At 35.8% G+C, this 22,155-nt stretch carries 18 protein-coding genes and 1 tRNA gene; 9 read left to right on the top strand and 10 right to left on the bottom strand.

Annotation, left to right across the window (positions count from 1 at the left end; translation table 11 throughout):
* The first annotated feature begins 199 nt into the window (after positions 1-199).
* Positions 200-559, top strand: coding sequence for an AI-2E family transporter (locus AAKU52_RS06465; RefSeq protein WP_354331458.1), 360 nt, complete (start codon positions 200-202; stop codon positions 557-559).
* 145 nt (positions 560-704) lie between these two features.
* Here the strand turns inward: AAKU52_RS06465 and AAKU52_RS06460 are convergent, their stop codons facing one another.
* The 4 genes from AAKU52_RS06460 to AAKU52_RS06445 all read right to left on the bottom strand — a co-directional run bounded on the left by AAKU52_RS06460 (position 705) and on the right by AAKU52_RS06445 (position 4,675).
* Positions 705-1,559 carry a universal stress protein gene (locus AAKU52_RS06460; RefSeq protein WP_354331456.1) on the bottom strand — a complete coding sequence of 285 codons (855 nt, stop codon included), beginning with the start codon at positions 1,557-1,559 and terminating at the stop codon, positions 705-707.
* A 102-nt stretch (positions 1,560-1,661) separates the two neighbouring features.
* Complete coding sequence (locus tag AAKU52_RS06455) at positions 1,662-2,159, bottom strand: hypothetical protein (protein ID WP_354331454.1); 498 nt, start codon at positions 2,157-2,159, stop codon at positions 1,662-1,664.
* 354 nt (positions 2,160-2,513) lie between these two features.
* A tRNA-Ser gene (locus tag AAKU52_RS06450) sits at positions 2,514-2,600 on the bottom strand.
* Positions 2,601-2,668: 68 nt separating this feature from the next.
* Positions 2,669-4,675: an HD family phosphohydrolase gene (locus tag AAKU52_RS06445; protein WP_354331466.1), complete on the bottom strand. Its 2,007-nt coding sequence runs from the start codon at positions 4,673-4,675 to the stop codon at positions 2,669-2,671.
* A gap of 272 nt (positions 4,676-4,947) precedes the next feature.
* Here AAKU52_RS06445 and AAKU52_RS06440 point away from each other — a divergent pair, with 272 nt between their 5' ends.
* From AAKU52_RS06440 to AAKU52_RS06425, 4 genes are all read left to right on the top strand, one after another.
* Positions 4,948-6,933 carry a KUP/HAK/KT family potassium transporter gene (locus AAKU52_RS06440; protein WP_354331452.1) on the top strand — a complete coding sequence of 662 codons (1,986 nt, stop codon included), beginning with the start codon at positions 4,948-4,950 and terminating at the stop codon, positions 6,931-6,933.
* 15 nt (positions 6,934-6,948) lie between these two features.
* Complete coding sequence (locus AAKU52_RS06435; protein WP_354331450.1) at positions 6,949-7,986, top strand: S66 peptidase family protein; 1,038 nt, start codon at positions 6,949-6,951, stop codon at positions 7,984-7,986.
* Positions 7,987-8,359: 373 nt separating this feature from the next.
* Positions 8,360-8,539 (top strand): BF3379 family histone-like protein, encoded by a 180-nt coding sequence (locus AAKU52_RS06430; protein WP_354331448.1) that lies wholly within the window; start codon positions 8,360-8,362, stop codon positions 8,537-8,539.
* A gap of 224 nt (positions 8,540-8,763) precedes the next feature.
* Positions 8,764-9,567, top strand: coding sequence for a murein L,D-transpeptidase catalytic domain family protein (locus AAKU52_RS06425; RefSeq protein ID WP_354331446.1), 804 nt, complete (start codon positions 8,764-8,766; stop codon positions 9,565-9,567).
* 38 nt (positions 9,568-9,605) lie between these two features.
* Here AAKU52_RS06425 and AAKU52_RS06420 read toward each other — a convergent pair whose 3' ends face one another.
* Complete coding sequence (locus tag AAKU52_RS06420; RefSeq protein WP_354331444.1) at positions 9,606-11,150, bottom strand: L,D-transpeptidase family protein; 1,545 nt, start codon at positions 11,148-11,150, stop codon at positions 9,606-9,608.
* A 258-nt stretch (positions 11,151-11,408) separates the two neighbouring features.
* On the opposite strand from AAKU52_RS06420, the gene dnaA reads away from it, so the two are divergent.
* Positions 11,409-12,839: a chromosomal replication initiator protein DnaA gene (gene dnaA, locus AAKU52_RS06415; RefSeq protein ID WP_354331441.1), complete on the top strand. Its 1,431-nt coding sequence runs from the start codon at positions 11,409-11,411 to the stop codon at positions 12,837-12,839.
* A gap of 175 nt (positions 12,840-13,014) precedes the next feature.
* Here dnaA and AAKU52_RS06410 read toward each other — a convergent pair whose 3' ends face one another.
* The 5 genes from AAKU52_RS06410 to AAKU52_RS06390 all read right to left on the bottom strand — a co-directional run bounded on the left by AAKU52_RS06410 (position 13,015) and on the right by AAKU52_RS06390 (position 18,106).
* Positions 13,015-13,950, bottom strand: a complete 936-nt coding sequence (locus tag AAKU52_RS06410) for a D-2-hydroxyacid dehydrogenase (protein WP_354331439.1) — start codon at positions 13,948-13,950, stop codon at positions 13,015-13,017.
* A gap of 51 nt (positions 13,951-14,001) precedes the next feature.
* Positions 14,002-15,222 carry an MFS transporter gene (locus AAKU52_RS06405; protein ID WP_354331437.1) on the bottom strand — a complete coding sequence of 407 codons (1,221 nt, stop codon included), beginning with the start codon at positions 15,220-15,222 and terminating at the stop codon, positions 14,002-14,004.
* A 47-nt stretch (positions 15,223-15,269) separates the two neighbouring features.
* Positions 15,270-16,517, bottom strand: coding sequence for a PQQ-dependent sugar dehydrogenase (locus tag AAKU52_RS06400; RefSeq protein ID WP_354331436.1), 1,248 nt, complete (start codon positions 16,515-16,517; stop codon positions 15,270-15,272).
* 74 nt (positions 16,518-16,591) lie between these two features.
* Positions 16,592-17,662 (bottom strand): ACR3 family arsenite efflux transporter, encoded by a 1,071-nt coding sequence (arsB, locus tag AAKU52_RS06395; protein ID WP_354331434.1) that lies wholly within the window; start codon positions 17,660-17,662, stop codon positions 16,592-16,594.
* 30 nt (positions 17,663-17,692) lie between these two features.
* Positions 17,693-18,106, bottom strand: a complete 414-nt coding sequence (locus AAKU52_RS06390) for an arsenate reductase ArsC (protein WP_354331432.1) — start codon at positions 18,104-18,106, stop codon at positions 17,693-17,695.
* A 425-nt stretch (positions 18,107-18,531) separates the two neighbouring features.
* On the opposite strand from AAKU52_RS06390, the gene AAKU52_RS06385 reads away from it, so the two are divergent.
* Genes AAKU52_RS06385 through AAKU52_RS06375 form a run of 3 tightly spaced genes read left to right on the top strand, consistent with a single transcriptional unit; the run spans position 18,532 to position 22,084 of the window.
* On the top strand, positions 18,532-19,122 hold the full coding sequence (locus tag AAKU52_RS06385; RefSeq protein ID WP_354331430.1) for a chemotaxis protein CheB: 591 nt from the start codon (positions 18,532-18,534) through the stop codon (positions 19,120-19,122).
* Positions 19,091-21,073, top strand: coding sequence for a CheR family methyltransferase (locus AAKU52_RS06380; RefSeq protein WP_354331428.1), 1,983 nt, complete (start codon positions 19,091-19,093; stop codon positions 21,071-21,073). The genes AAKU52_RS06385 and AAKU52_RS06380 overlap by 32 nt, the downstream gene beginning before the upstream one ends.
* Positions 21,074-21,097: 24 nt before the next feature.
* Positions 21,098-22,084, top strand: a complete 987-nt coding sequence (locus AAKU52_RS06375) for a PAS domain-containing sensor histidine kinase (protein WP_354331426.1) — start codon at positions 21,098-21,100, stop codon at positions 22,082-22,084.
* Positions 22,085-22,155 lie beyond the last annotated feature (71 nt).

Below are 22,155 nucleotides of genomic sequence, written 5' to 3'. Positions count from 1 at the left end.
ACCTGATGGAGGCCATTGCCTATAACTTATACCGTTCCCCAGGGATAGTTGCGTCCAAACTGATAAATACAGCAAATTAAATACAAATAGCGCTCCAAAAGAGCTGCTTCAAGTACAAATTCGACACTTTTGGTCGAAAAAACCCAAAACTAAAAAAACAAAAAATCCAAAAAGTTAATATAATTCTGACTTGTTGCTTTTGCAACGGTCTTTCGTTGCTTTTGCAACTGCTACCTTGATCAGTAAAGTATTTTTGGTAGTCGCTACTTTAGTGATTACCCATCTAATTGATAGTAATATTTTATTGCCTGTAATTGTGGGCTCAAAAGTAAAGATCAATGCATTGATCACGGTGTTAGGCGTAATCATCGGTGAAATGATATGGGGCATATCTGGTATGTTTTTATCTATTCCAATCATCGCCATTTTAAAAATAATTTTCGACAGGGTAGAAGGCTTCCAGTCTTGGGGCATTATTTTAGGAGATGAGGAGTATAAGCAGAACACATTAGCCACCAGATTGACGAGCCGAGAGAAAACTGGGAAGGTGATTGATTAGCTTGATGCTATAATTGGTAGACGGCTAGCAGCTTTGTATTTAAGAAAGAGGGGCCCGGATTGGTTGGACTCCCCCTGGATGGTGTTTTGAAATTAACGGTTAGTATAATATTTGATGAAGCATTGAATAGAAGCAACCTGAAAATCTATTGTTCGGGGATAATTAAGATGGAAATAGTAGAATCTTTTGTGAATTCTTTAGAAACGCTTTCATGAAATAAGCGCCATAAAAAAGAACGATTCTTATGCACAATTGCTAATAGATCTGCAGCGATTGAAGTGTTGAATTTTACGAGTTCATTAATGACATCTTCACCTTTTAAATTTTCAAATGAAATATTTGGCGAACCAATTTGATTTATTCCCTCTAAATAGTGACTAACCTTTTGTTCTTCTTCTAAGTCTGTAAACTCCGAAACAGGGGAAACATAAGTTGCATGAACCTTAAAATTAAAGCTATTTGAAAGCTTATTTAAGAATGCTAAAGCCTGAAGATCGGAGTCTGCAACATCAGTTGTAAAAACTATATTTTTTATTTCCTTAAAATTTAGCGATTCATTAACAATGAGTACGGGTTTATCAGAATTTTTGACCACATCATTGATATCATCTCCAAAAAGCTTGAAACTTTGAAGCTTTTTACGTGCACCCATTACAATGAAATCAATATTATTATTATTATTATCGGAAATCAGTGAATTAACTTTTGTACCTAAATGGCCGAAAGCTGTTAAATATTGAATAACAGGTTTCGGTAGGCCAGGGGTAATTTTATTCGATAATCTTTCCACTTCTTTTTGGAGGTTATCTTCGCTTTCTTTTTTAAATACCTCGTATGTTTTAGACCATGCATCATTTTCGCCGGCAGGAACTCCCGGAACTGAGAAATATATATTAAACAACAAAACATTTAAATTAAGCTTTCCTGCTAGAAATACGGCAGTTTCTGCAGCATGGTTAGCATTTGAGGAGAAGTCTGTAAGTACTAAAACTGTTTTCATGATCCTATAGTTAAATCTTTTTTTACTTTAGCTTAAATTAAAATAAATTAATCTAAAAATACACAGGATATTGGACATAAAGCACATTGAGGTTTATTATAATTAAAAAGAAGTGTAATCTTTTAGTAAACGGACATCATAAAAAGCTTGAATTTTTACCTTTGTTAAAGTTTCAATTACCGTTAAGTAAGTATTAGCCAGTATGATTGCTGTGGTGAAGAAGATTGCAATTATTGCTTTGTATGGTGCTGTTTCCCACATCGTTGTCAATATAAACTTTTGTCCTTCTGGTCCCTCAAGCATGGGTGGATGTTGTGTATAAAAATAACCAATTATTACTACCCCTGCAAGGGCAAATAGAGAATGAGTAATTCTTGAGATGAGGTTATACTCGTAAAAGTTCATGAAAAATTTAATGGATGAAACTAGGCATCCATGACCTAAGGTGAATATTACAACGCCAATTAGGCCGTAACTAAGCACAAACCAAAACCAGGTGAAGGAATAAAAATAACCTGCAACCCAAATGAATAAATATATAGTGGCGCAATTAAAGAGCAGAAATAATCCTGCAGTGAGAGGTGTGAATAAATATTTCATAAATTTGGTTAATTAATTTAATCTAAGATATATATTATTGTTAATATATATCATAATGAAATATATATATTTTATAGAATAACATATAAATATAATTATTATTATAATTTCTATATTTATCGTTAATGTTAATTTAGGGTCAATTTCTTATTTCCTTAATTTGGTGAATGTTGGTATCTTATTTTGTGCCTATTCAACGTATTAATCTAATTTCAGATGCTGGTACCTGATCCTCAATTACATCATAATAGTATTATCCTGATTTCGCATTAATCCTTTAGTATCCCCTTTGGCGATTTCACCCACAAAAAAAGCCTTTAACATTACGCTAAAGGCTTTTTTATTTCTATTCTGCGGAGAGAGAGGGATTCGAACCCTCGGTACCGTTGCCAGTACGACAGTTTAGCAAACTGTTCCTTTCGGCCACTCAGGCATCTCTCCAATTCCGCTCATTTACTTGTTGTGAGGGAGTGCAAATATAGCAATTCATTGATATTTGCAAAAGAAAATTACACAGTTTGTAGATAATCTATTCGCACATGATAGATACTCATCAGCATCGTCTTGAATATCAGCTTTATAGTTTCTAAATCTTTTAACGTTAAATCGCAGTTATCTAATTGATTTTGCTCTAATTTGTAATTTATGATGCGTTCTACCAGGTCATTTATACTTTGAGCGTCCGGATTTTTGATACTTCTCGATGCTGCTTCTACAGAATCCGCCAACATTAACACCCCTGTTTCTTTAGAAAAAGGAATAGGCCCTGGATACCTGAATATATTTTCGTCTACAAACTTTTCCGGTGAATTCTTTAAAAACGACTGGTAAAAATAATCTACCCTGGTATTGCCATGATGTGTTCTGATGAAGTCGATCACGCTTTCCGGCAATTGATGTCTGCGTGTAATCTCTATGCCCTTAAGAACATGCTTGATGATGATTTGTGCACTTTGTTCATAAGGCAATTTATCATGCGGACTAACAGCCGTATTTTGGTTCTCAATAAAATACTGCGGATTTTCTATTTTTCCAATATCATGGTATAAAGCACCTGCCCTTACCAATAAGGAATTGCCACCAATTTTAAAAATCGCTGCCTCTGCAAGATTTGCTACCTGTAAAGAGTGTTGAAACGTACCCGGAGCTTTAAAGGCAAGCTCGCGCAGTAATTTGTTGTTTGTATTGGTTAATTCTATTAAGGCAACATCCGAAGTTATTCCAAAAACCCTTTCAAAGGCATAAATTATAGGATAGGCAATCAATGACAACAGCACACTTACTATAAAAGGAACAAAGTTTACCCATTCAATTTCCTTGAAAGAACCTTCTCTTAACAGTCCAATGCCAATGAATGAAATGAAATAAGAGGTAAGTATAAAAAGTGCAGATAACAACAACTGCTCTCTTTTAACAAGGTTTCTAATACTGTAAATAGCCACCATACCGGCTGTTATTTGATAATAAACAAATTCAAAGCTGTTGGGAACAAAAAATCCTGCAATTAAAATAACAAGCAAATGGAGGTATAAAGCCAAACGGGTGTCAAATAAAATCCGGATAATAATTGGTACAATGCAGTAGGGGATGTAATATAGCGTAGGTAAATTTAATTTTATTGCCCATGTTAAGGCCAATAACATGGTGGTAATAACCAGCAACAACAAGGAAAGTTGGCGGTTATCGGCAAAAATGTCTTTTCTGAACATTTGTAAGAAGACCATTAATAAACTTAAATTGAACCCAACCAATAATATCTGTCCCAAATATACTAACGTACTGTCGCCGATAATTTTTGTCTGTGCTTCATAAGTCGCTTTAAATGATTCCAATTTCTGATAGGTTTCTTCATCAATTACATTGTTTTTTGCAATGATTAGCTCTCCTTTTTGAACCATACCATGCGTTGTAGATAAACTATTTATCGTATTGTTTTGTACAATAGTGGTTAAGGGCTCATCAAAAAGTATGTTTGGTTGTAAATGGTTTTGAATTAAACCAACAACCGACTCCTGGATATTTTCGTTCTTAATTTTAAAATTATTTTTAAAATAATCTAAAGCAGTTTGAATGGTTAAAAGATCCTGTGTATTAATGGTTTTAGAAACGTTATTATTCAGCAAAGAAACGTCATAGTTCTTCCTGTTTTTTTGGTGTTTAGTAGTTAAAGATATAATTCCTTTCGAATAAATACTGGCAAGGATTTTATAAGAAGCCGTCTTGTATTTCTGTCGCTCATTCTCTGGAAAACCATTAGTCTTCCATTTTACATCAAATTCATTTAAATAAGCATCCTCAATGGCACTAAACATTTCCGGGTTATACTTGTAAATAGGTAAAATGTTCTCTAAGGCATCTTTTTTATCGGTTAGGACTTGCGGAGTAGTTTTTAAAATAGCAAAGCTAAATGGTGATACCAGGTCTTTATTTAACCAAACTTTACCTTTTTCGAATTCGTACCTAAACCTCGGTTTTTTTGGTAAAAAATAGGTTACGATCAGTACCGTGAGCACCATCATAATGTATTTAAGATTCGATGAATACTTTCTGTAAAGTACTTTGTGAGAATTCTTATTGATTTTTGCCAAAATTATATAAATTGATTTGTTTCAAAATTAACATTAATTAATAATATTAACTAATTAATATAAGTCATTCATTATCAGGGTTATTTTTAGGTTATTCCAAAATTATTTAGACTCGAATTTCGATTTAAGTTAGCCTAGGTAAATTTTTAGAAAAATGACTTTTCTATTTTATACCTTTGGCCACTTGAAAATTCAGACTCATGTCAAATCATAAAGATACCAATAAGCTGTCGGCAGCAGGTGTGTTAATTAGTCTTGGAATTATTTACGGCGATATTGGTACTTCACCACTCTATGTATTTAAAGCTATTATTGGCGAAAGGTTAATCACACCTGAACTTATTCTTGGCGGCCTGTCCTGTATATTCTGGACGCTAACACTTCAAACAACTATAAAATATGTAATCATTACCTTACAAGCTGATAATAAAGGGGAGGGAGGAATTTTCTCTCTTTATTCGTTAGTCAAGCGCAGGGCAAAATGGTTGATTATACCGGCTATGATTGGTGGCGCTGCTTTGTTGGCAGATGGAATTATGACCCCCGCAGTAACGGTTTCATCTGCAATTGAAGGTCTGCAAATTATCTATCAGGATTTGCCTACTGTTCCTATTGTATTGGCTATTATCGTTTTTCTGTTTGTATTGCAACAATTCGGCACTTCTCTGGTCGGAAAGGCTTTCGGTCCCGTCATGTGGATTTGGTTTACCATGATTGCCGCATTAGGACTAGTTTATGTTTTTCAGTTTCCGGAGATTTTAAAAGCTATTAATCCTTATTATGCTTATGTAATCCTGAGCACAAATCCTGAGGCTTTTCTTATTATTGGTGCGGTTTTTTTATGTACCACAGGGGCTGAAGCGTTATATTCTGATTTAGGCCATTGCGGACGGTCAAATATTCGCATCAGTTGGATTTATGTTAAAACTTGTTTGATACTGAGTTATATGGGGCAGGGGGTATGGCTATGGAAAATGCAGGGTACGCACCTTGGTGAGATAAATCCTTTTTATCATTTAATGCCAGACTGGTTCCTGATTTATGGTATTTCCATTGCCACTGTTGCTGCTGCCATTGCTAGTCAGGCTTTAATTTCTGGCTCCTTTACTTTAATTGCTGAAGCAGTTCGGTTAAATCTTTGGCCAAAAGTTAAAATTAATTATCCAAGTAACCAAAAAGGACAGCTTTATGTGCCTTCTATGAACTGGCTTTTATGTATCGGCTGTATCATTGTAGTCCTTATCTTTAAAAAATCTACCAATATGGAGGCTGCTTATGGTTTGTCAATAACTGTAGCAATGCTGATGACCACCATTTTAGTTGCTGTATTTTTAATGCGCAAAAGGGTGCCAATGTATTTGATCGTTATATTTTTACTAATTTATGGGGTAATAGAATTAACTTTTTTAATTGGAAATGTAGCAAAGATTTTTCATGGTGGTTGGTTCACCGTACTATTGGGCATGTCTTTATTTTCCATCATGTATGCCTGGTACAATGGGCGCAGGATCAGAAACCGTTACCTTCGTTTTGATGATGTTGAAAAGTATTATCCCATTATTGAGAAGATTTCTGAGGATACTTCTATTCCCAAATATGCTTCACAGTTAGTTTATTTAACGAGCGCTAACTTTAATTCCGAAATTGAGTCTTCTATCATGTACTCTATCATTCAAAAGCTCCCTAAAAGGGCTGATGTTTATTGGCTAATCCACGTAGATGTAACTGATGAGCCTTATACCATGGAATATAAAGTGAATAACCTGATTAAAGGTAAATTAATAAGGGTAGATTTTAGGTTAGGTTTCAGGGTAGAACAAAGAATCAATGTACTTTTTAGAAAAGTTGTAGAAGACATGGTTAAAAACAAGGAAGTTGATATTACCAGCAGGTATTCTTCCCTTCATGAGCATAAAATTGCTGGTGATTTCAGGTTTGTAGTATTAGAGAAAATCATGTCAACCTCTTACAGCCTTAAATTTATTGAAAGGTGTACTATGTTTTATTATCAAATTCTTAAAAACTTTAGTGTGCCAGAGGAGAAAGGTTTTGGTTTAGATTTGAGTTTTGTAACTGTTGAAAAGGTGCCCCTCATAGTAGACATACCAACGGATTTTGAATTGAAGAGAATTAAATCTGATGAGGAGGATAAGCTGGATGACGAGGAATTATTGAAAGAAATTTAGATAAAAAATTTTTCTATGAACCGCAAACTTTTCCTTTCTTCTCTTGCATTGGCAGGAGCCTCTATACCAAGCTTAAATTTATGGGCAACTGCTGCACCAGCAAATGCCCTAGAGAGCAGTCGCCATCCTAAAATACCACCTTATCTTAAAAAGGGTGATACAATAGGTATTACTTGTCCTGCGGGTTTTATTACCATGGAAGAGATTTTACCCTCCGTCAAACTAATGGAAAGCTGGGGTTTCCAGGTCAAGATAGGGCAAACGGTAGGTGCCAAAGATTTTACTTTTGGTGGAACGGTAGCAGAAAGAGCTGCTGATCTGCAACTAATGATGGACGATAAGGAGGTGAAGGCTATTATGTGTGCCAGGGGTGGCTATGGCGCGGTAAGTATAATCGATCTTCTGGATTTTAAACATTTTGTGTCCCATCCAAAATGGATCATTGGTTTTAGTGACATCACCCTGTTGCATTGCCACCTGAACAGCAATTTCAAAATCGCATCTATTCATTCTAAAATGTGTAATAGTTTCCCGTCCGAATGGGCTCTCGCCGATCCTATACAGATTGAAACGATTTTATCTATTCGGCAGGCACTTGCTGGCCAAGATCTGAGGTATAAATCCCCATTTAATGAATTCAATAGAATGGGTGAAGTGCAGGGCGTTTTAATAGGTGGTAATTTAAGTATCATTGAAAACCTTGCTGGTAGTAATTCGGACATCAATACCAATGGAAAAATCTTGTTTTTAGAAGATACTGGCGAATATTTATATGGTATTGACCGCATGTTCTGGAATTTGAAACGCAGTGGTAAACTCACAAAACTGAAGGGCTTAATTATTGGTGGTTTTAAAATTAAACCTGAAAATGAAGGAGAAGAATTCGGTAAGACTATTGAAGAAATTGTGTTAGAAAAAGTGACAATGTATAAATACCCAGTCTGTTTTGATTTTCCGGTGGGCCATCAAAAAAGTAATTTTGCCTTAAAGTGTGGGGTAAAACATGCTTTAACCGTTGGAAAACAAGGGTCAATTTTGACTTCTATAGGCTGATTTAGTTTTGTAGCAATGCTATTTTGCTTCTAATTTGCTCCTTTTACGTCTTTTTTTTAGCTATTAATTTTTAAAAACAAGCTTGTCTTCCCCAAAAGGTTTTAACTTTTACGAGGATAGACCTCGTTTCAATTATTTAGGAGTAATATGACTCATTTAGTTCATTATCAGGTGTTTTGTCTTAAACAGGTTGATTTTCTTTTTTGCCTTTTTAATAAATTTGTCTAATAAGTATTAAACAAAACTGGCATTTTATTGTTTTTAAAGGCAAACGGATGTATAATGAAATCAATGTAAAAACGTTATTCATTTGTTTAAAAACCAATATTTATTATCTTTAAACCAATAATTACTTTATTATTTACAGAATCACATGGAAAAATTTTCAAAATTAAAAGAACTTATTGCCGGAGTTGAGGCAGATGCAGAAAAATTTTATAACTCAGGTAACGGTGCGGCAGGTACAAGAGTGCGTAAAGCAATGCAAGATTTAAAAACATTGGCTCAGGATATCCGTGCAGAAGTAACTGAGAAAAAAAATAGTGCAAAGTAATCTTTGTCTGAATTAAATTGAAGGTCTGCTTTTTGTGGGCCTTTTTTTATGCATACCCTTTTTATTTTTATAATAATAAAGCCGGTGAAAACGTTGTTAAAATGTGAGTAAAATTAAGCTTGAGTTGGTGACTTAATTCTTTTTTGTATCTTTGTATAATTGTTTAGTTAAAACGTTAAACAAAATTGTTTTTTTATTCACCCTACCAACTAACCCTGAGAAATATGAGAAAATACGTTTTAGGTCTAGCCGGAATCTTTGTAATCGTATTTGCACTTACTTCCATGAGCTGGAATTCAACCAGTAAAGCGTTACCGATTGTAGGCAAATTAAGCCCCTCAGCAACTTCTGACCTGCAGTACAACGCCTATATCAACCATATTTATACCATTGCGCAGTTAGGGCAATATGGCTTAGCTAAAGAAGTATTTGAGAAAGCTGTGACAGGCTTTTATAACCTTAAAATTTCTGGAAAAATAGCAGATGATAAATCTATTTTAAGCATCGCAGATTTTGACCAGAACAGTACCAAAAAGCGTTTGTGGATCATTGACCTCGCTAAAAAAGAATTACTTTTAAATACTTGGGTTGCCCACGGGCAGCACAGTGGTGCAGATAAAGCCACCCATTTTTCTAATGTTAATAACTCTTACCAAAGCAGTATGGGGTTTTATGTAACCGGAGAGATTTATACCGGGCAGCATGGCAGGTCATTGCGACTGGATGGCATGGATGAAGGATTCAATTCTAATGCCCGTAAAAGAGCTATCGTAATTCATGGTGCATCTTATGTTAGTCAAGGTACTATTAATGCGCTGGGCAGGCTTGGCCGTAGTCAGGGTTGTCCTGCAGTAGCCCCCGAGTTAGCAAATACTGTGATTGATGCTATAGGTGGTAAAACAGTACTTTTTATTAATGTGAGTGATGAGGGTTATTCCTCGAAGTATCTTAATGAAAGTCTGGCAGCGCAGCTTGCTAGTAATTTATATGAAATCGAAAAAACCTTAGACACTGCATCGAGCATCTAAGGTTTTCTAAATGTTTGTAACAGCAGGCAGGATTATTCCTAGCCTGCTGTTAATTTTTGCAGGTAGGAGTAGAGCACTACATCCAAACCATAGACATCTTTTCTAGCTTGTAATGAGCCATCTTCTGCTGCCCAGCAGGTGAGGTAAGTTAAGTAAATCGGTATTTGCACTGGAAGTGCTACATCTCTTGCTACCTGGTTCTCTGTTTGTGCCATACCTGCTTTAATTTGTTCGAATTTCTTCCCCTCACCAAAAAGTGCTTCGGCAAGCCCTAAAGGGTTTTCAACACGCACACAACCATGACTAATTGCTCTCATTTTTTGATTAAAAGCCGCTTTTGAAGGGGTGTCATGCAGGTAAACAGAATTGTCATTGTTAAAGAGGAATTTGATTTTTCCTAAAGAATTATCATTTCCAGAACGTTGTTTAAATAGATATTTTTTGCCTGCAGCAGGATCCGTCCAATCAATCAATTCTGTGTCTTCAATAATTTTTCCGTCTTTAAATACATCAATATTGTTATTGGAAAGGTAGTACCTGTCGGCTGCAGCGTGTTTAGAAATTTCATTTGTTGCAATGCTTTCGGGTATATTCCATATCGGATTGACTTGTACACTATGAATCATACTGCCCAGCTGAGGTGTTTCCCTAGAAAACGGACGGTCTTTCTTTAAGTCGCTTTCATCATATTCTTTCAGCTGGTCTGTGCTTTTTAATTCCCTACCTTCGCCAACACAAACTTTCATATTTAAAACAGATTTTCCATTATCTATAACATCTAATCTGTAATCAGGAATGTTAACAATCACATATCTCTTGTTTTCTTTTTTGTTTTTCCACCTTAATCGTTCCAGGTTCACTTGTAAAATGCGTAAAGTTTCTTCAGCCGAAAGTCCGGGTGCAGAAATGCCATCAGCTAATCCTTTTTGTAAAGCAAGGTAATTTGCGTCTTTTGGTTGTATGCTATCCAAGTAGTTTTTAAGGTTGTTTACTTCCAATGCTTCCATCATAGATGTACTGTCGGGACGTTTCGTTTCTGTGTAATAACTTGCGTAAATTTTCTTCGGGCTAATCACTCCGAATTTTAAGGCATTACTATAATCGATCAAAGAATTTGCTGTTAACAGCTCTAGCTCGGCAATAATTTTATAAGCATCTTCTACAGTTTTTATTGCATTTTTATCATATACTTTTATAAGTAAATCTGATAAGTTTTTTGCGTCAAATAGATTTGGTTCCAGACCGTGACTGCCTGCTTTGGACAAGTAACCGGCCAAAGTTTTTAATTCATTCTGTGGTAAATGTTGTGTAACCAATACTGGGTCAAAGTCGTTTTTTTCATAAAAAGCGGTAATAAATTTCGGGTTTTTTAAGCTTGCTTTTTTTTCTTCCAGTGTTTTTTTGAAGATAGCAATGAAGGCATCGCTTTCTACCTTCTTAAAAACCTTATTGTTGGTTTCTTTAAAGAAAACCTGTCCAATATCTGAGCGGCTTTTCTTACAGGACTGCAAGGCGAACAGTGCAGTCACCAGGAGCAACACCGCGCTTATTTTTCTTCTTTTATAGTAATTTATTTTGATCATACCGATGTATAATAAATTTCATGCCTACTTTTTTATTACGATGATTTTTATTAACTCTTTCCCAAAAAAATTACAGGTTCAAACACTTATCCACAATTAATTCTGTAAAGATGATCGTATGATTATGCTAATGAATTAGTTAGAAAAAATACAAAATATTCTTACTCAATGTTAGTAAAATTTGTGATCTTCGCAGCCCCAACAATAAGAGTTGCTTGTTGTATCGGGGTAATAAATCAATAAAATTAAAGCATAACTATGAATAACACTTGTATACAAGTATGGAATAACTGTCTTCAAATTATTAAGGATAATATCCCGGCCCAGAGTTTCAAAACCTGGTTCGAGCCGATAACGCCGCTTAAATTGGAGGATAAAGTTTTGACCATACAGGTACCAAGTTTATTCTTTTATGAGTGGTTAGAAGAACATTATGTAAGCCTACTTCGACGAACAGTTAAGTTGCAATTAGGTGATGAAGGAAGATTGGAATACAACATTGTAGTTGACCAAAGTTCGAACGGTGTTTTGCCTTATACCACTAAAATGCCTTCAAGCGGTAATGGTTCTGATAACCGCAAACAGAGTATGCCTGTGCCGGTTAACATTAACCGCGATATTAAAAATCCATTTGTGATTCCTGGCTTGAAAAAGATACAGGTGGACCCACAGTTGAACCCAAACTATACCTTCGAGAACTATGTAGAAGGAGACAGTAATCGTTTAGCACGTTCAGCCGGACATGCTGTTGCGGCAAAGCCTGGTGAAACTTCTTTTAATCCTTTAATGATCTATGGCCCGTCGGGTATGGGCAAAACCCACCTTGCTCAAGCCATTGGTAACCAAATCAGACAAACACTTCCAGATAAACTGGTGATTTATGTTTCTTGTGAAAAATTCTGTCAACAGTTTGTAGAATCATTAAAGAATAATACCATCAATGATTTTGTAAACTTTTACCAGGCTATGGATGTGATCATTATGGATGATGTGCATAACTTTGCTGGAAAAGAGAAAACCCAGGATATTTTCTTCCATGTTTTTAATCACCTGCACCAATCTGGTAAACAAATTATCATTACTTCAGATAAAGCGCCAAAAGATTTATCTGGCTTAGAAGAACGTTTGTTGAGTCGTTTTAAATGGGGGCTTTCTGCAGATTTAACTCTGCCTGATTTGCAAACCAGGATCGCTATTCTAAAAAAGAAAATGTATGTTGATGGAATTGACCTTCCAGAAGAAGTGGTGGAATATGTGGCGCACAACATCAACAACAATATTAGGGAACTTGAAGGTGCCATGGTTTCTTTATTGGCTCAATCTACTTTAAATAAAAAGGAAATCGATTTGTCTTTGGCGAAAGCGATGATGAAGAATTTCATCAAGAATACCAATAAGGAAGTTTCCATGGATATTATCCAAAAACTGGTATGTGAATATTTTGAAGTCCCGATGGATTTGTTAAAAGCATCAACCCGAAAAAGAGAAGTGGTGCAAGCACGTCAGATATCAATGTACCTGTCTAAAGCAATGACAAGGTCTTCCTTAAAAACAATTGGTGCATTTTTTGGCGGCAGAGATCACTCTACTGTTATTTATGCTTGTCAGACTGTAGAAGATCTTATTCAAACTGATAAAAAGTTTAGAACTTACGTGAATGATATTGAGAAGAAACTCAAAATGGGATAAGTTAAAGTTTAGCTTTATTGAGGTTCGTACTATCATCGGACCTCATAGGGAGCTGGTAGGGACCTCGTTGCGGATAATCGCTACGAGGTCCCTGTAAAGTCCGCACCTGTGCCCCTTATGCTATATGGCAATAGTGACGTAAAGTCAATAGGCTATTTATAGGAATAAGATTTGCTTAATAGCCTTCAGCTAAATTGATCAGGTTATTGATAGGTTTCCCTTTAATAAAGTTATTTACATTGGAGATTAATTGTTTTAATTTCGCTTCTGCCTCATTTCCGTCGCCACCACCAGTATGTTGGGTCAAAATAACATTTTCCATACGCCATAGTTTGTTGTTTTTTGGCAGCGGTTCAGTCGCAGTTACATCCAAAACAGCGCCTGCAATTTTCCCTGTTTCAAGTGCGCTCAGTAGGGCTTTTTCTACCGTGGTATTTCCCCTTCCAACATTTGAATAGAGACTTCCAGGTTTCATTGCCTCAAAAAAATTAGCTGAGACATAGTTTGTGGCAGTTCCGGGCAGGGTATTGATTACTACATCAATATCAGGTAAAACAGCCAGTATTTCTTTGAAATTATGTAGGTCTGCTAATGGATTTTTCCTTGCTGTAGTGCTGATCTGGCAATCAAATCCAATAAGTAATTTCTTTACCGCCAGACCAATTGCGCCTGTACCCAGAATAAGCACCTTTTTATGGGTCAGCCCTTGCAGTCGGGTTCTAATTTCTTTTCCTTCCCATTTTTTTTCTGTCTGCAGCCGCACCAGCTGATGTAGCTGCCGGTAAAAACATAAGATGCCACCAACTATTGTCTCTGCACAACCCAGGGCAAAATACGCACCCATATTGGCCACAGGTATTGCTAAATTAAGCTCCTGGTATTGATCAAAACCTGCAGAATCGATTTGCCAGAATTTAAGTTGTGAAGGAGCTGCATTAAATAGGTTTGCGGGAGGGTTACCCAAAATAATTTCAGCAGTATCAAATGCCGTAGGTAACTCCTCTGTTGATAAATCAGTGTTGAAAATCAACTGTGTTCCGATAGGTATGCCTGATTTTAGTTTTTGTTGTTGAGCTTGATTAAAAGCAGTGAAAACAAGGATTTTTATCAAAATGAAATTGTTTTTATAAGTGATGTAGCTTCTCCTGCTTTAAAGCTACCATTATTTATTAGATTTTATTTTCTTTCTGTCACCTTCAATGTTTGGAAGGAGGCCTGTTAACAAGCCTATCAATGGTAAGAAGGAGCAGAGAAAGAACACATGTGATATGCTGGTTTCATCAGCCAGTTTGCCCATAATTGCCGAACCTATACCACCCATTCCAAAGGCAAACCCAAAAAATAAGCCCGCTACTAAACCCACTTTACCTGGTATTAGCTCCTGAGCATAAACAAGGATTGCAGAGAATGCAGATGCTAAAATTACGCCAATAGGGACAATCAAAACGGTTGTCCAGAAAAGATTTGCGTGTGGAAGTAATAAGGCAAAAGGCGCGGTACCAAGTATAGAAAACCAGATTACATATTTTCTACCAAAGCGATCACCAACCGGACCACCAATTAACGTTCCGGCAGCTACTGAAAATAAAAATACAAATAAGTAAAACTGCGAGCTTTGAACGGAAACATGAAACTTATCTATCATGTAAAAAGTAAAATAACTTGTGAGACTGGCCATGTAAAAATACTTAGAAAAAATCAGCACCAACAAAATGCTTACAGAGAAAACAACCTTTCTTTTGGAGAAAGGAGATATGGCTGTAATAGAATGACTGTTTTTTTTGATGACACCTACCATTCCCTTATACCAGTTGCCTACAAAAGTTAAGATAATTATGGCGAGTAAAGCAATTGTTGAAAACCAGATTACACTAAACTGGCCATAGGGAACAATAATCCATGCGGCAAGCAACGGACCTAAAGAACTGCCGGCATTACCACCCAGTTGAAAAATTGATTGTGCCAGGCCTCTTTTACCACCAGATGCTGAATGAGCGATTCGGGAAGCTTCAGGATGGAAAATCGAGGAGCCAAGACCCACTAATGCTACCGACAGCAGCATCATGTGGTAATTTGCCGATAAAGAGAGGAGTACTAAGCCCGTTAGTGTAAAACTCATTCCAAGAGCTAAAGAATAAGGCTGAGGTTTTTTATCGGTGTATAAGCCTACAAAGGGCTGTAACAAAGAAGAAGAGAGTTGAAAAACTAAGGTGATTAGGCCAATCTGCGAAAAAGAAAGGCTAAAAGTATGTTTGATTACCGGATAAATAGCCGGAATGAGTGATTGTATGGTATCATTTAATAGGTGGGAAAAACTAATGGCAAATAAAATCGGGAATACCGTTTTATTTGCCAAGTTTTTTTCAACAGAAGTATTGTTCATGACGTAATTTTGGAAACGCCAAAGGTATGGATTTAAATGATGTTAAATTATTTCTTAGCGATACTATATAGCTTACCACCGTCTGTTACGGTATATATGATACCATTATTACCGACTGCTAATGCACGGAAACGTTCGCCAAGATCTTTTAATAGCCGTTCTTCGGCTACTACCTTGTCATTACTGATCACAAGCCTGGCAATATGTGTACCACCAAGGCTGGCCACAAATAAGTTGCCTTTCCATTCAGGTATGACATTGCTATTGTAAAAAGTAATGGCTGAAGGCGAAATGCTGGGATCCCAAAAGTATATTGGTTGTTCCATACCTTCTTTTTGTTGTATGCTATCGCCAACTTTTTCACCATTGTATTCGATACCATAAGTTATTATAGGCCAGCCATAATTTTTTCCAGGGCGGATGATATTGATTTCATCACCCCCGCGAGGGCCGAATTCAGCTTCCCATAAATCGCCGGTTTCAGGGTTAAATGCTAAACCCTGAGGGTTGCGAAAACCATAAGCATAAATTTCAGGTTTTGCATTTCCCGTATTGGCAAAAGGGCCATTGGGCACTGCTTTTCCGTCTGTAGTAAGGTGAAGGATTTTTCCTAGAGAAGCTGATAAATCTTGTGCTTTTACACGGGTTTCTTTCGATGAACGTTCGCCGGCACTAACAAAAAGATTGCCTTTTGTATCGAACAAAATCCGTGAGCCATAATGAAGCGTACCATCGTAGGCAGGAGTGGCTTGGTAAATGACAACGGCGTTTTCTACCTTACTTTCGTCGGCAGATAATTTGCCTTTAGCAACAGCCAATACATTTCCTGTGGGGGTTTTTTGTGAAAAAGTCCAGTAAATCATTCCATTTGTTGCAAATTGTGGATCAATGGTGACGTCGAGTAAGCCACCTTGTCCGTCATTTACCACTGCCGGTAAACCGGTTATTGTTTTATCAGCTGTTCCATCTGCTTTTAAAATGCGCATGTTACCTGACTTTTCAGTAATCAGTAAACGTCCATCTGGTAAAGTGCAAATGCCCCAGGGTTGTTTTAAATCACTACTTATTACCGTAACAGAAAAAGGGGTTTTAGTTGTTGCACCAGGAGCGCGGGTTTGTCCAGGCGTGGCCGGTTTGTAATCACTATTAGGTTTTTTTGTTTCTACAGAAGGACCAGTACTGCTGTCGGCAGGGTTTTGAGTTGTCGAAACGCTATCACTGTTATTACAGGCAGTAATAACTGTAAGAAAGAAAATGCCTAAAAAAAGTGTTTTATACATTATATGATTTGCCATAAGTATCTATTAAATTATTGGTGTAAATTAATATAAATTTACAAATAATTTTAATTTATGGGGTAACAAGAATGCTATGCATTAGGCTTATAGTACTTCTTTCTAAACCAAAAAGCAAGGTTTACCAATGCAATTAAAGCGGGTACTTCGACTAAAGGGCCAATAACACCCGCAAAAGCCTGCCGTGAGTTAATGCCAAATAGACCAATTGCTACTGCTATAGCCAGTTCAAAATTGTTTCCTGTGGCTGTGAAGGCTATGGAAGTACTTTTTGAGTAATCAGCACCAAAATATCGGCCAGCAAAAAAACTGATGACAAACATGATAGAGAAGTAGATTATTAAGGGGATAGCAATGCGCACTACGTCCATAGGAATCTGTACAATAAGTTCACCTTTTAAGCTAAACATCACTAAAATGGTAAATAGCAATGCTAGTAGGGTGATAGGTGAGATGAATGGCACAAATTTATTTTGAAACCAATCTTCACCTTTCAGGCCAATGAGGGTATAACGACTAATTATGCCCATTGCAAAAGGTATACCGAGGTAGATGCCTACACTTTTAGCTATTTCGGCTATGGTAATATTTACTTCCAGGCCTTTTAATCCAAAATATGGTGGAAGAACGGTAATAAATACATAGGCAAAAACACTATATAATAAAACTTGGAAAATGCTGTTCAACGCAATGAGTCCTGCGGCATATTCCCGGTTACCTTCTGCAAGCTCATTCCAGACTACCACCATTGCAATGCATCTAGCCAAGCCAATCAAAATTAATCCAACCATATACTCCGGATAGTCTCTTAGAAATGTGATGGCCAGAAAAAACATTAAAAGAGGACCGATTACCCAGTTTAAGACAAGAGAAACGGTCAAAACTTTGGTATCTTTAAATACTTCGCCCATATTTTCATATTTCACTTTTGCAAGAGGAGGATACATCATCAGTATTAAACCTATGGCCAAAGGGATATTTGTAGTACCGCTAGAAAAGAAATTGATAAAATTAGAAGAAGAAGGAAAGAAATACCCAATTGCGACTCCAATGCCCATCGCAAGAAAAATCCATAAGGTAAGAAACCGGTCTAGAAAGCTTAATTTTCTTCTTTCGGCAGCAGGAGCACAATTTGTTGTTGACATATTTTTTTTTTCAAAGTGGAAGTGTTTTTATTAAAGGTTTTCCTGTATAAATTTTTCAGAATAAGCTCTGATCATTTTTCTTACAGTCCTGAATTGTTCTTTTATTTCCTCTTCGGTTCCTGTTGCTTTTGCAGGATCGGGAAAGTTGTAATGGAATTTTTTAGCATTAGTAGGAAAATATGGGCAGCTTTCTTTTGCATTGTCGCAAACAGTAATTACAAAATCGAAATCGATGTCAAGGTATTCATTGATATTGTTAGAGGTGTGGGCCGATATGTCAATGCCATCCTCTTTCATGGTTTCAATAGCTCTTGGGTTGACACCATGAGTTTCTATACCCGCGCTGTAAATTTCTGCACGGTTACCTGCAAAATAGCGTAAGTATCCTTCTGCAAGCTGACTGCGGCAACTATTTCCTGTGCATAATACTAAAATTTTTTTCATATATATGTAATTTGTTTTTTAATGGGGGGCTGAAGCTAACTTCAGGTTTTATTTCACTTTATTTGTTTTATGATACATTGCAATATTACGATTTATGTATTGATAAACAATAATAATTTTTGGATTTTTATTCCTGGTAAACTGGTAAAACTGAATTATAGTGTTTTTTAAGGATCTTGATTAGAAAACACCTCTAAATATTTATACCCGGTTCAAATTTTTTAATAATATGAATGGGAATCCATATCTTTAATAAAATTTACCTGTTGATTTTTTTGTTTATTTAATTGAGTAATCATTAATATAATAGACCTTAATTATTATGTTTTTTTTCGATGCAATAGTTCGAAACAAGAAAAGTGTTGATGTCGTTTTATCTTAGAATTTTTGAAGAGCAACATTAGCATACTATAAATATTTATAAAATGTCATCAGCACATCCACATCACATCATCGCAATTGGCGCCTCGGCAGGAAGTATGGAGGAGATCAATGCCTTTTTTGACCATACCCCATTAGACGGCGTTTCTTACATTATTATTCAACATTTATCGCCCAATTTTAAAAGCAGGATGAGTGAGTTAATAAGTAAACATAGTAAACTTGTTGTGAATAATGCTAAAGATGGAATGGAGGTGGCATGCAATGAGGTATACCTGATACCGAACGATAAATTCATGACCATTCATGAAGGCAAACTTTTTTTGAAAAACAAGGATAGTTCAGAAGTTCCGCATCTTACCATTAATACCTTTTTTAAATCCCTTGCTGCAGATGTAGGGAAAAACGCAATTGGAATTATACTTTCCGGAATGGGATCTGACGGTACAGAAGGAATAAAGGCTTTAAAAGAAGCAGGGGGGATGGTGATTGTGCGTGATCCGCAAAATACTAATTTTAGTAGTATGCCAGCCAGTGCAATTGCAACAGGATTAGTAGATTTTGTTCTTGAACCAGAATTAATGCCCCATGCAATTGAAGATTATGTTACAATATGGAGAAGAAATATTAGCTGATAAGAACGACGACAATAATATTACAGGTATTATTCATTTGATTAAAGAAAGTTCAACACTTGATTTTTCAGATTATAAAAAAAACACTATTATAAGAAGGACAAAACGCAGAGCTTCTTCTCATAATTTTATTACACTTGCTACTTATCTTGATTTCTTAAAGTCGAACCCAATAGAAGTTGAAGCGCTTATTAAAGAGTTTCTGATCAGTGTGACTTCTTTCTTTAGAGATAAAGAGCCTTTTGAGTTTATTAAAAAAAATATTATACCAGAAATTCTTCAAAAGTTAAAACCAGGACAAGAAATTAAGATGTGGATTGCTGGTTGTGCTACAGGTGAAGAAGTTTACTCATTAGCCATTCTTTTAGCCGAACAGTTAGCTGGAAACTTCGAGAATACTGCGGTAAAGATATTTGCTACTGATATTGATAAAATTGCATTAGGGATTGCATCTAAAGGGATTTACACTAAAGATGTAGTTAAAAGCGTGTCTCCGGAACGTCTGGAAAAATATTTCACTATTGAAGGAGATATGTATAAGATTAATCAGGTAATACGGAAAATGATCATCTTTGCGCACCATGACCTGTTGAAAAATCCACCCTATTGCAACATGCATTTTATTAGCTGTCGAAATTTGCTGATTTACATGACACCAATTCTTCAGGAAAAGATATTCAATATGTTTCTGTTTGGACTAAAAAAAGATGGCTATTTATTTTTAGGTTCCAGTGAAAACCCAATGCCTATCATCAAAAACTTGGAGGTAGTAAGTAAAAAATATAAAATCTATAAAAATTTGGAATCGAAAAGGACAATAAGCTTTGATGCATTTTCATTGCCTGAGTTGCTTGATGTAAAAAGACAACCTACATCTTTTTCACATAAAGTGATCGCTAAAAATTTCCATCCTGCTTTGCTTGAAATCATACAGACAAGTTTAGCACAGGAACTCGGATACCTGGCCATCTGCATTGATGAAGATATGAATGTAATTCAATCTTATGGAGATACAAAATATCTTATTCAAAAGCATTTTACAATAAATTTACCAGAACTTTTGCCAAAACCACTGGCAATCGCTTTTAATACTTTGCGTAGTTCTGTATTGAAAAATAAAAAAAAGGAAACAGTTAAAGGGATAAAAATAGTAGACGGGGACAATAAACTAAATGTTTGCCTAACCATTATGCCTTTGATTTTAAAGCGAGAAAAACAAATATTCTTGCTAGTCACTTTTGTTGATCATAAATTAACAGGTAAAGATCAAGTGTCTGATAAGGTGTTTGATGAAAAAACATATCAGAATATGTACATTACAAACCTGGAAGAGGAATTAAAAGAGTTAAAAGAAAAACTAAATACAGCCTACGAACAGCTGTCTTCTTCTAATGAAAATGTACAGTCTTTTAATGAAGAATTGCTTTCTGCCAATGAAGAAATGCAAAGCACAAACGAGGAAATGCAATCTGTAAATGAAGAATTACATACCATTAACTCCGAATACCAGGTAAAAAACAAGGAATTGCTAGAAATTAATGATGACCTCAATAACTATTTCAGGAGCAATATTAATGGGCAGTTATTTATAGATAAAGACCTGAAATTAATGAAGTTTTCACCTGGTGCAGTAAAGCAGATCAACCTGTTAGAGACCGACATTGGCAGGCCCATCAGCAATATTACCACCAATATAAAATTTGAGACTATAGCAGAGGATATAAAGAAAGTACTGAGTGATGGTAGTGTGATTACCAAGGAAATTGAAACTAATGATGGTAAATGGTACCAAATTATGACTATGCCTTACGTGCGGCAAGCAAATCATTTAAACAATGGTGCAATTATTACTTTTAATGACATTACAGAATTAAAGAATACACAACAGGAACTTAACAAAAGTAATAGAATGCTCGGTATGGCAACAAGTTCTGCGGGAATGGGAACCTAGTCTATTGCTGCACAAACCCATGAGATGATTACTTCTCCGCGCTTCAATGAAATATTTGGTTTTTATAGAGATAAGAAGCTGACTTATGAATTATTAATCAAACAATTGATTGGTAAACAAGATCCTGTAGCCTCAGGTGTTATTGAAGCTTCTCTGAATCGTGATGGAAGGTTTGATTTAGATTATTCTCTGAAAAGATTTGATAATGAAAAAACACGATGGGTAACACTAACGGGAACACTGACTTACGATAAAAATGACAAGCCTGATTATATTACTGGGCTTATTTACGATATTACAGAGCAAAAACTAGATAATATCCGTAAGAACGATTTTATAGCCATGGTAAGTCATGAGCTTAAAACCCCACTTACTTCTATTCATGGTTACGTACAACTTTTAGTTAATAAAGCGAAGAAGACAGAGGATACCTTTACTATCAATGCTTTACATAAAGCGAGTACTCAAATTAAAAAAATGACCTCTTTAATTAATGGTTTTTTGAACTTGTCTAGTTTTGAGTCTGGAAAAATCCAATTGAATAAGGCTGTTTTTGAAATTGGCGATTTAATTGATGAAATTGTTGAGGAAATAAAACTAACAAATATCTGTCACACTATTGAGGTTTATCCTTGTCCCGTGTTGACTGTTTATGCCGACCGGGATAAAATAGGGCAGGTGATAAATAATTTATTGAGTAATGCAATTAAATATACCCCTGGTAATAAAGCAATTGAAATACATTGTAATGAAATAAATGGGATGATGCAACTGAGTGTGGAAGACGAAGGTCTGGGTATAAAACCACAGGATCAGGAGCAGCTTTTTAATCGTTACTTTAGAATAGAAAATGATCAAATGCTAAATACGTCAGGTTTTGGTCTTGGTCTTTATCTTTCTGCAGAAATTGTTAAAAGACATACAGGCGAAATATGGGTGAAAAGTGATTGGGGTAAGGGATCCAGATTTTATTTTAACCTGCCATTAGATCATAGTCATACGAAAAAGTAAAAACTGTTTATTGACTTTTCCTTTTTAAACAAAAGCCTGTCGCCATAATTATGGCGACAGGCTTTTGTTAT

This window comes from Pedobacter sp. CG_S7 (assembly GCF_040544395.1).
GTDB lineage: Bacteria > Bacteroidota > Bacteroidia > Sphingobacteriales > Sphingobacteriaceae > Pedobacter.
The sequence above is the reverse complement of the archived record's forward strand: the minus strand, read 5'-3'. Positions and strand labels throughout refer to the sequence as shown.

Excerpts from the sequence above, each read along its gene's own strand:
- AAKU52_RS06400 (WP_354331436.1), bottom strand. The coding sequence starts at position 16,517 with ATGGCAAATCATATAATGTATAAAACACTTTTTTTAGGCATTTTCTTT.
- AAKU52_RS06425 (WP_354331446.1), top strand. The coding sequence starts at position 8,764 with ATGAGAAAATACGTTTTAGGTCTAGCCGGAATCTTTGTAATCGTATTT.
- AAKU52_RS06390 (WP_354331432.1), bottom strand. The coding sequence starts at position 18,106 with ATGAAAAAAATTTTAGTATTATGCACAGGAAATAGTTGCCGCAGTCAG.
- AAKU52_RS06405 (WP_354331437.1), bottom strand. The coding sequence starts at position 15,222 with ATGAACAATACTTCTGTTGAAAAAAACTTGGCAAATAAAACGGTATTC.
- dnaA (WP_354331441.1), top strand. The coding sequence starts at position 11,409 with ATGAATAACACTTGTATACAAGTATGGAATAACTGTCTTCAAATTATT.
- AAKU52_RS06445 (WP_354331466.1), bottom strand. The coding sequence starts at position 4,675 with ATGGTGCTCACGGTACTGATCGTAACCTATTTTTTACCAAAAAAACCG.
- AAKU52_RS06420 (WP_354331444.1), bottom strand. The coding sequence starts at position 11,150 with ATGATCAAAATAAATTACTATAAAAGAAGAAAAATAAGCGCGGTGTTG.
- AAKU52_RS06460 (WP_354331456.1), bottom strand. The coding sequence starts at position 1,559 with ATGAAAACAGTTTTAGTACTTACAGACTTCTCCTCAAATGCTAACCAT.
- arsB (WP_354331434.1), bottom strand. The coding sequence starts at position 17,662 with ATGTCAACAACAAATTGTGCTCCTGCTGCCGAAAGAAGAAAATTAAGC.
- AAKU52_RS06385 (WP_354331430.1), top strand. The coding sequence starts at position 18,532 with ATGTCATCAGCACATCCACATCACATCATCGCAATTGGCGCCTCGGCA.
- AAKU52_RS06375 (WP_354331426.1), top strand. The coding sequence starts at position 21,098 with ATGATTACTTCTCCGCGCTTCAATGAAATATTTGGTTTTTATAGAGAT.
- AAKU52_RS06430 (WP_354331448.1), top strand. The coding sequence starts at position 8,360 with ATGGAAAAATTTTCAAAATTAAAAGAACTTATTGCCGGAGTTGAGGCA.
- AAKU52_RS06435 (WP_354331450.1), top strand. The coding sequence starts at position 6,949 with ATGAACCGCAAACTTTTCCTTTCTTCTCTTGCATTGGCAGGAGCCTCT.
- AAKU52_RS06455 (WP_354331454.1), bottom strand. The coding sequence starts at position 2,159 with ATGAAATATTTATTCACACCTCTCACTGCAGGATTATTTCTGCTCTTT.
- AAKU52_RS06440 (WP_354331452.1), top strand. The coding sequence starts at position 4,948 with ATGTCAAATCATAAAGATACCAATAAGCTGTCGGCAGCAGGTGTGTTA.
- AAKU52_RS06380 (WP_354331428.1), top strand. The coding sequence starts at position 19,091 with ATGTTACAATATGGAGAAGAAATATTAGCTGATAAGAACGACGACAAT.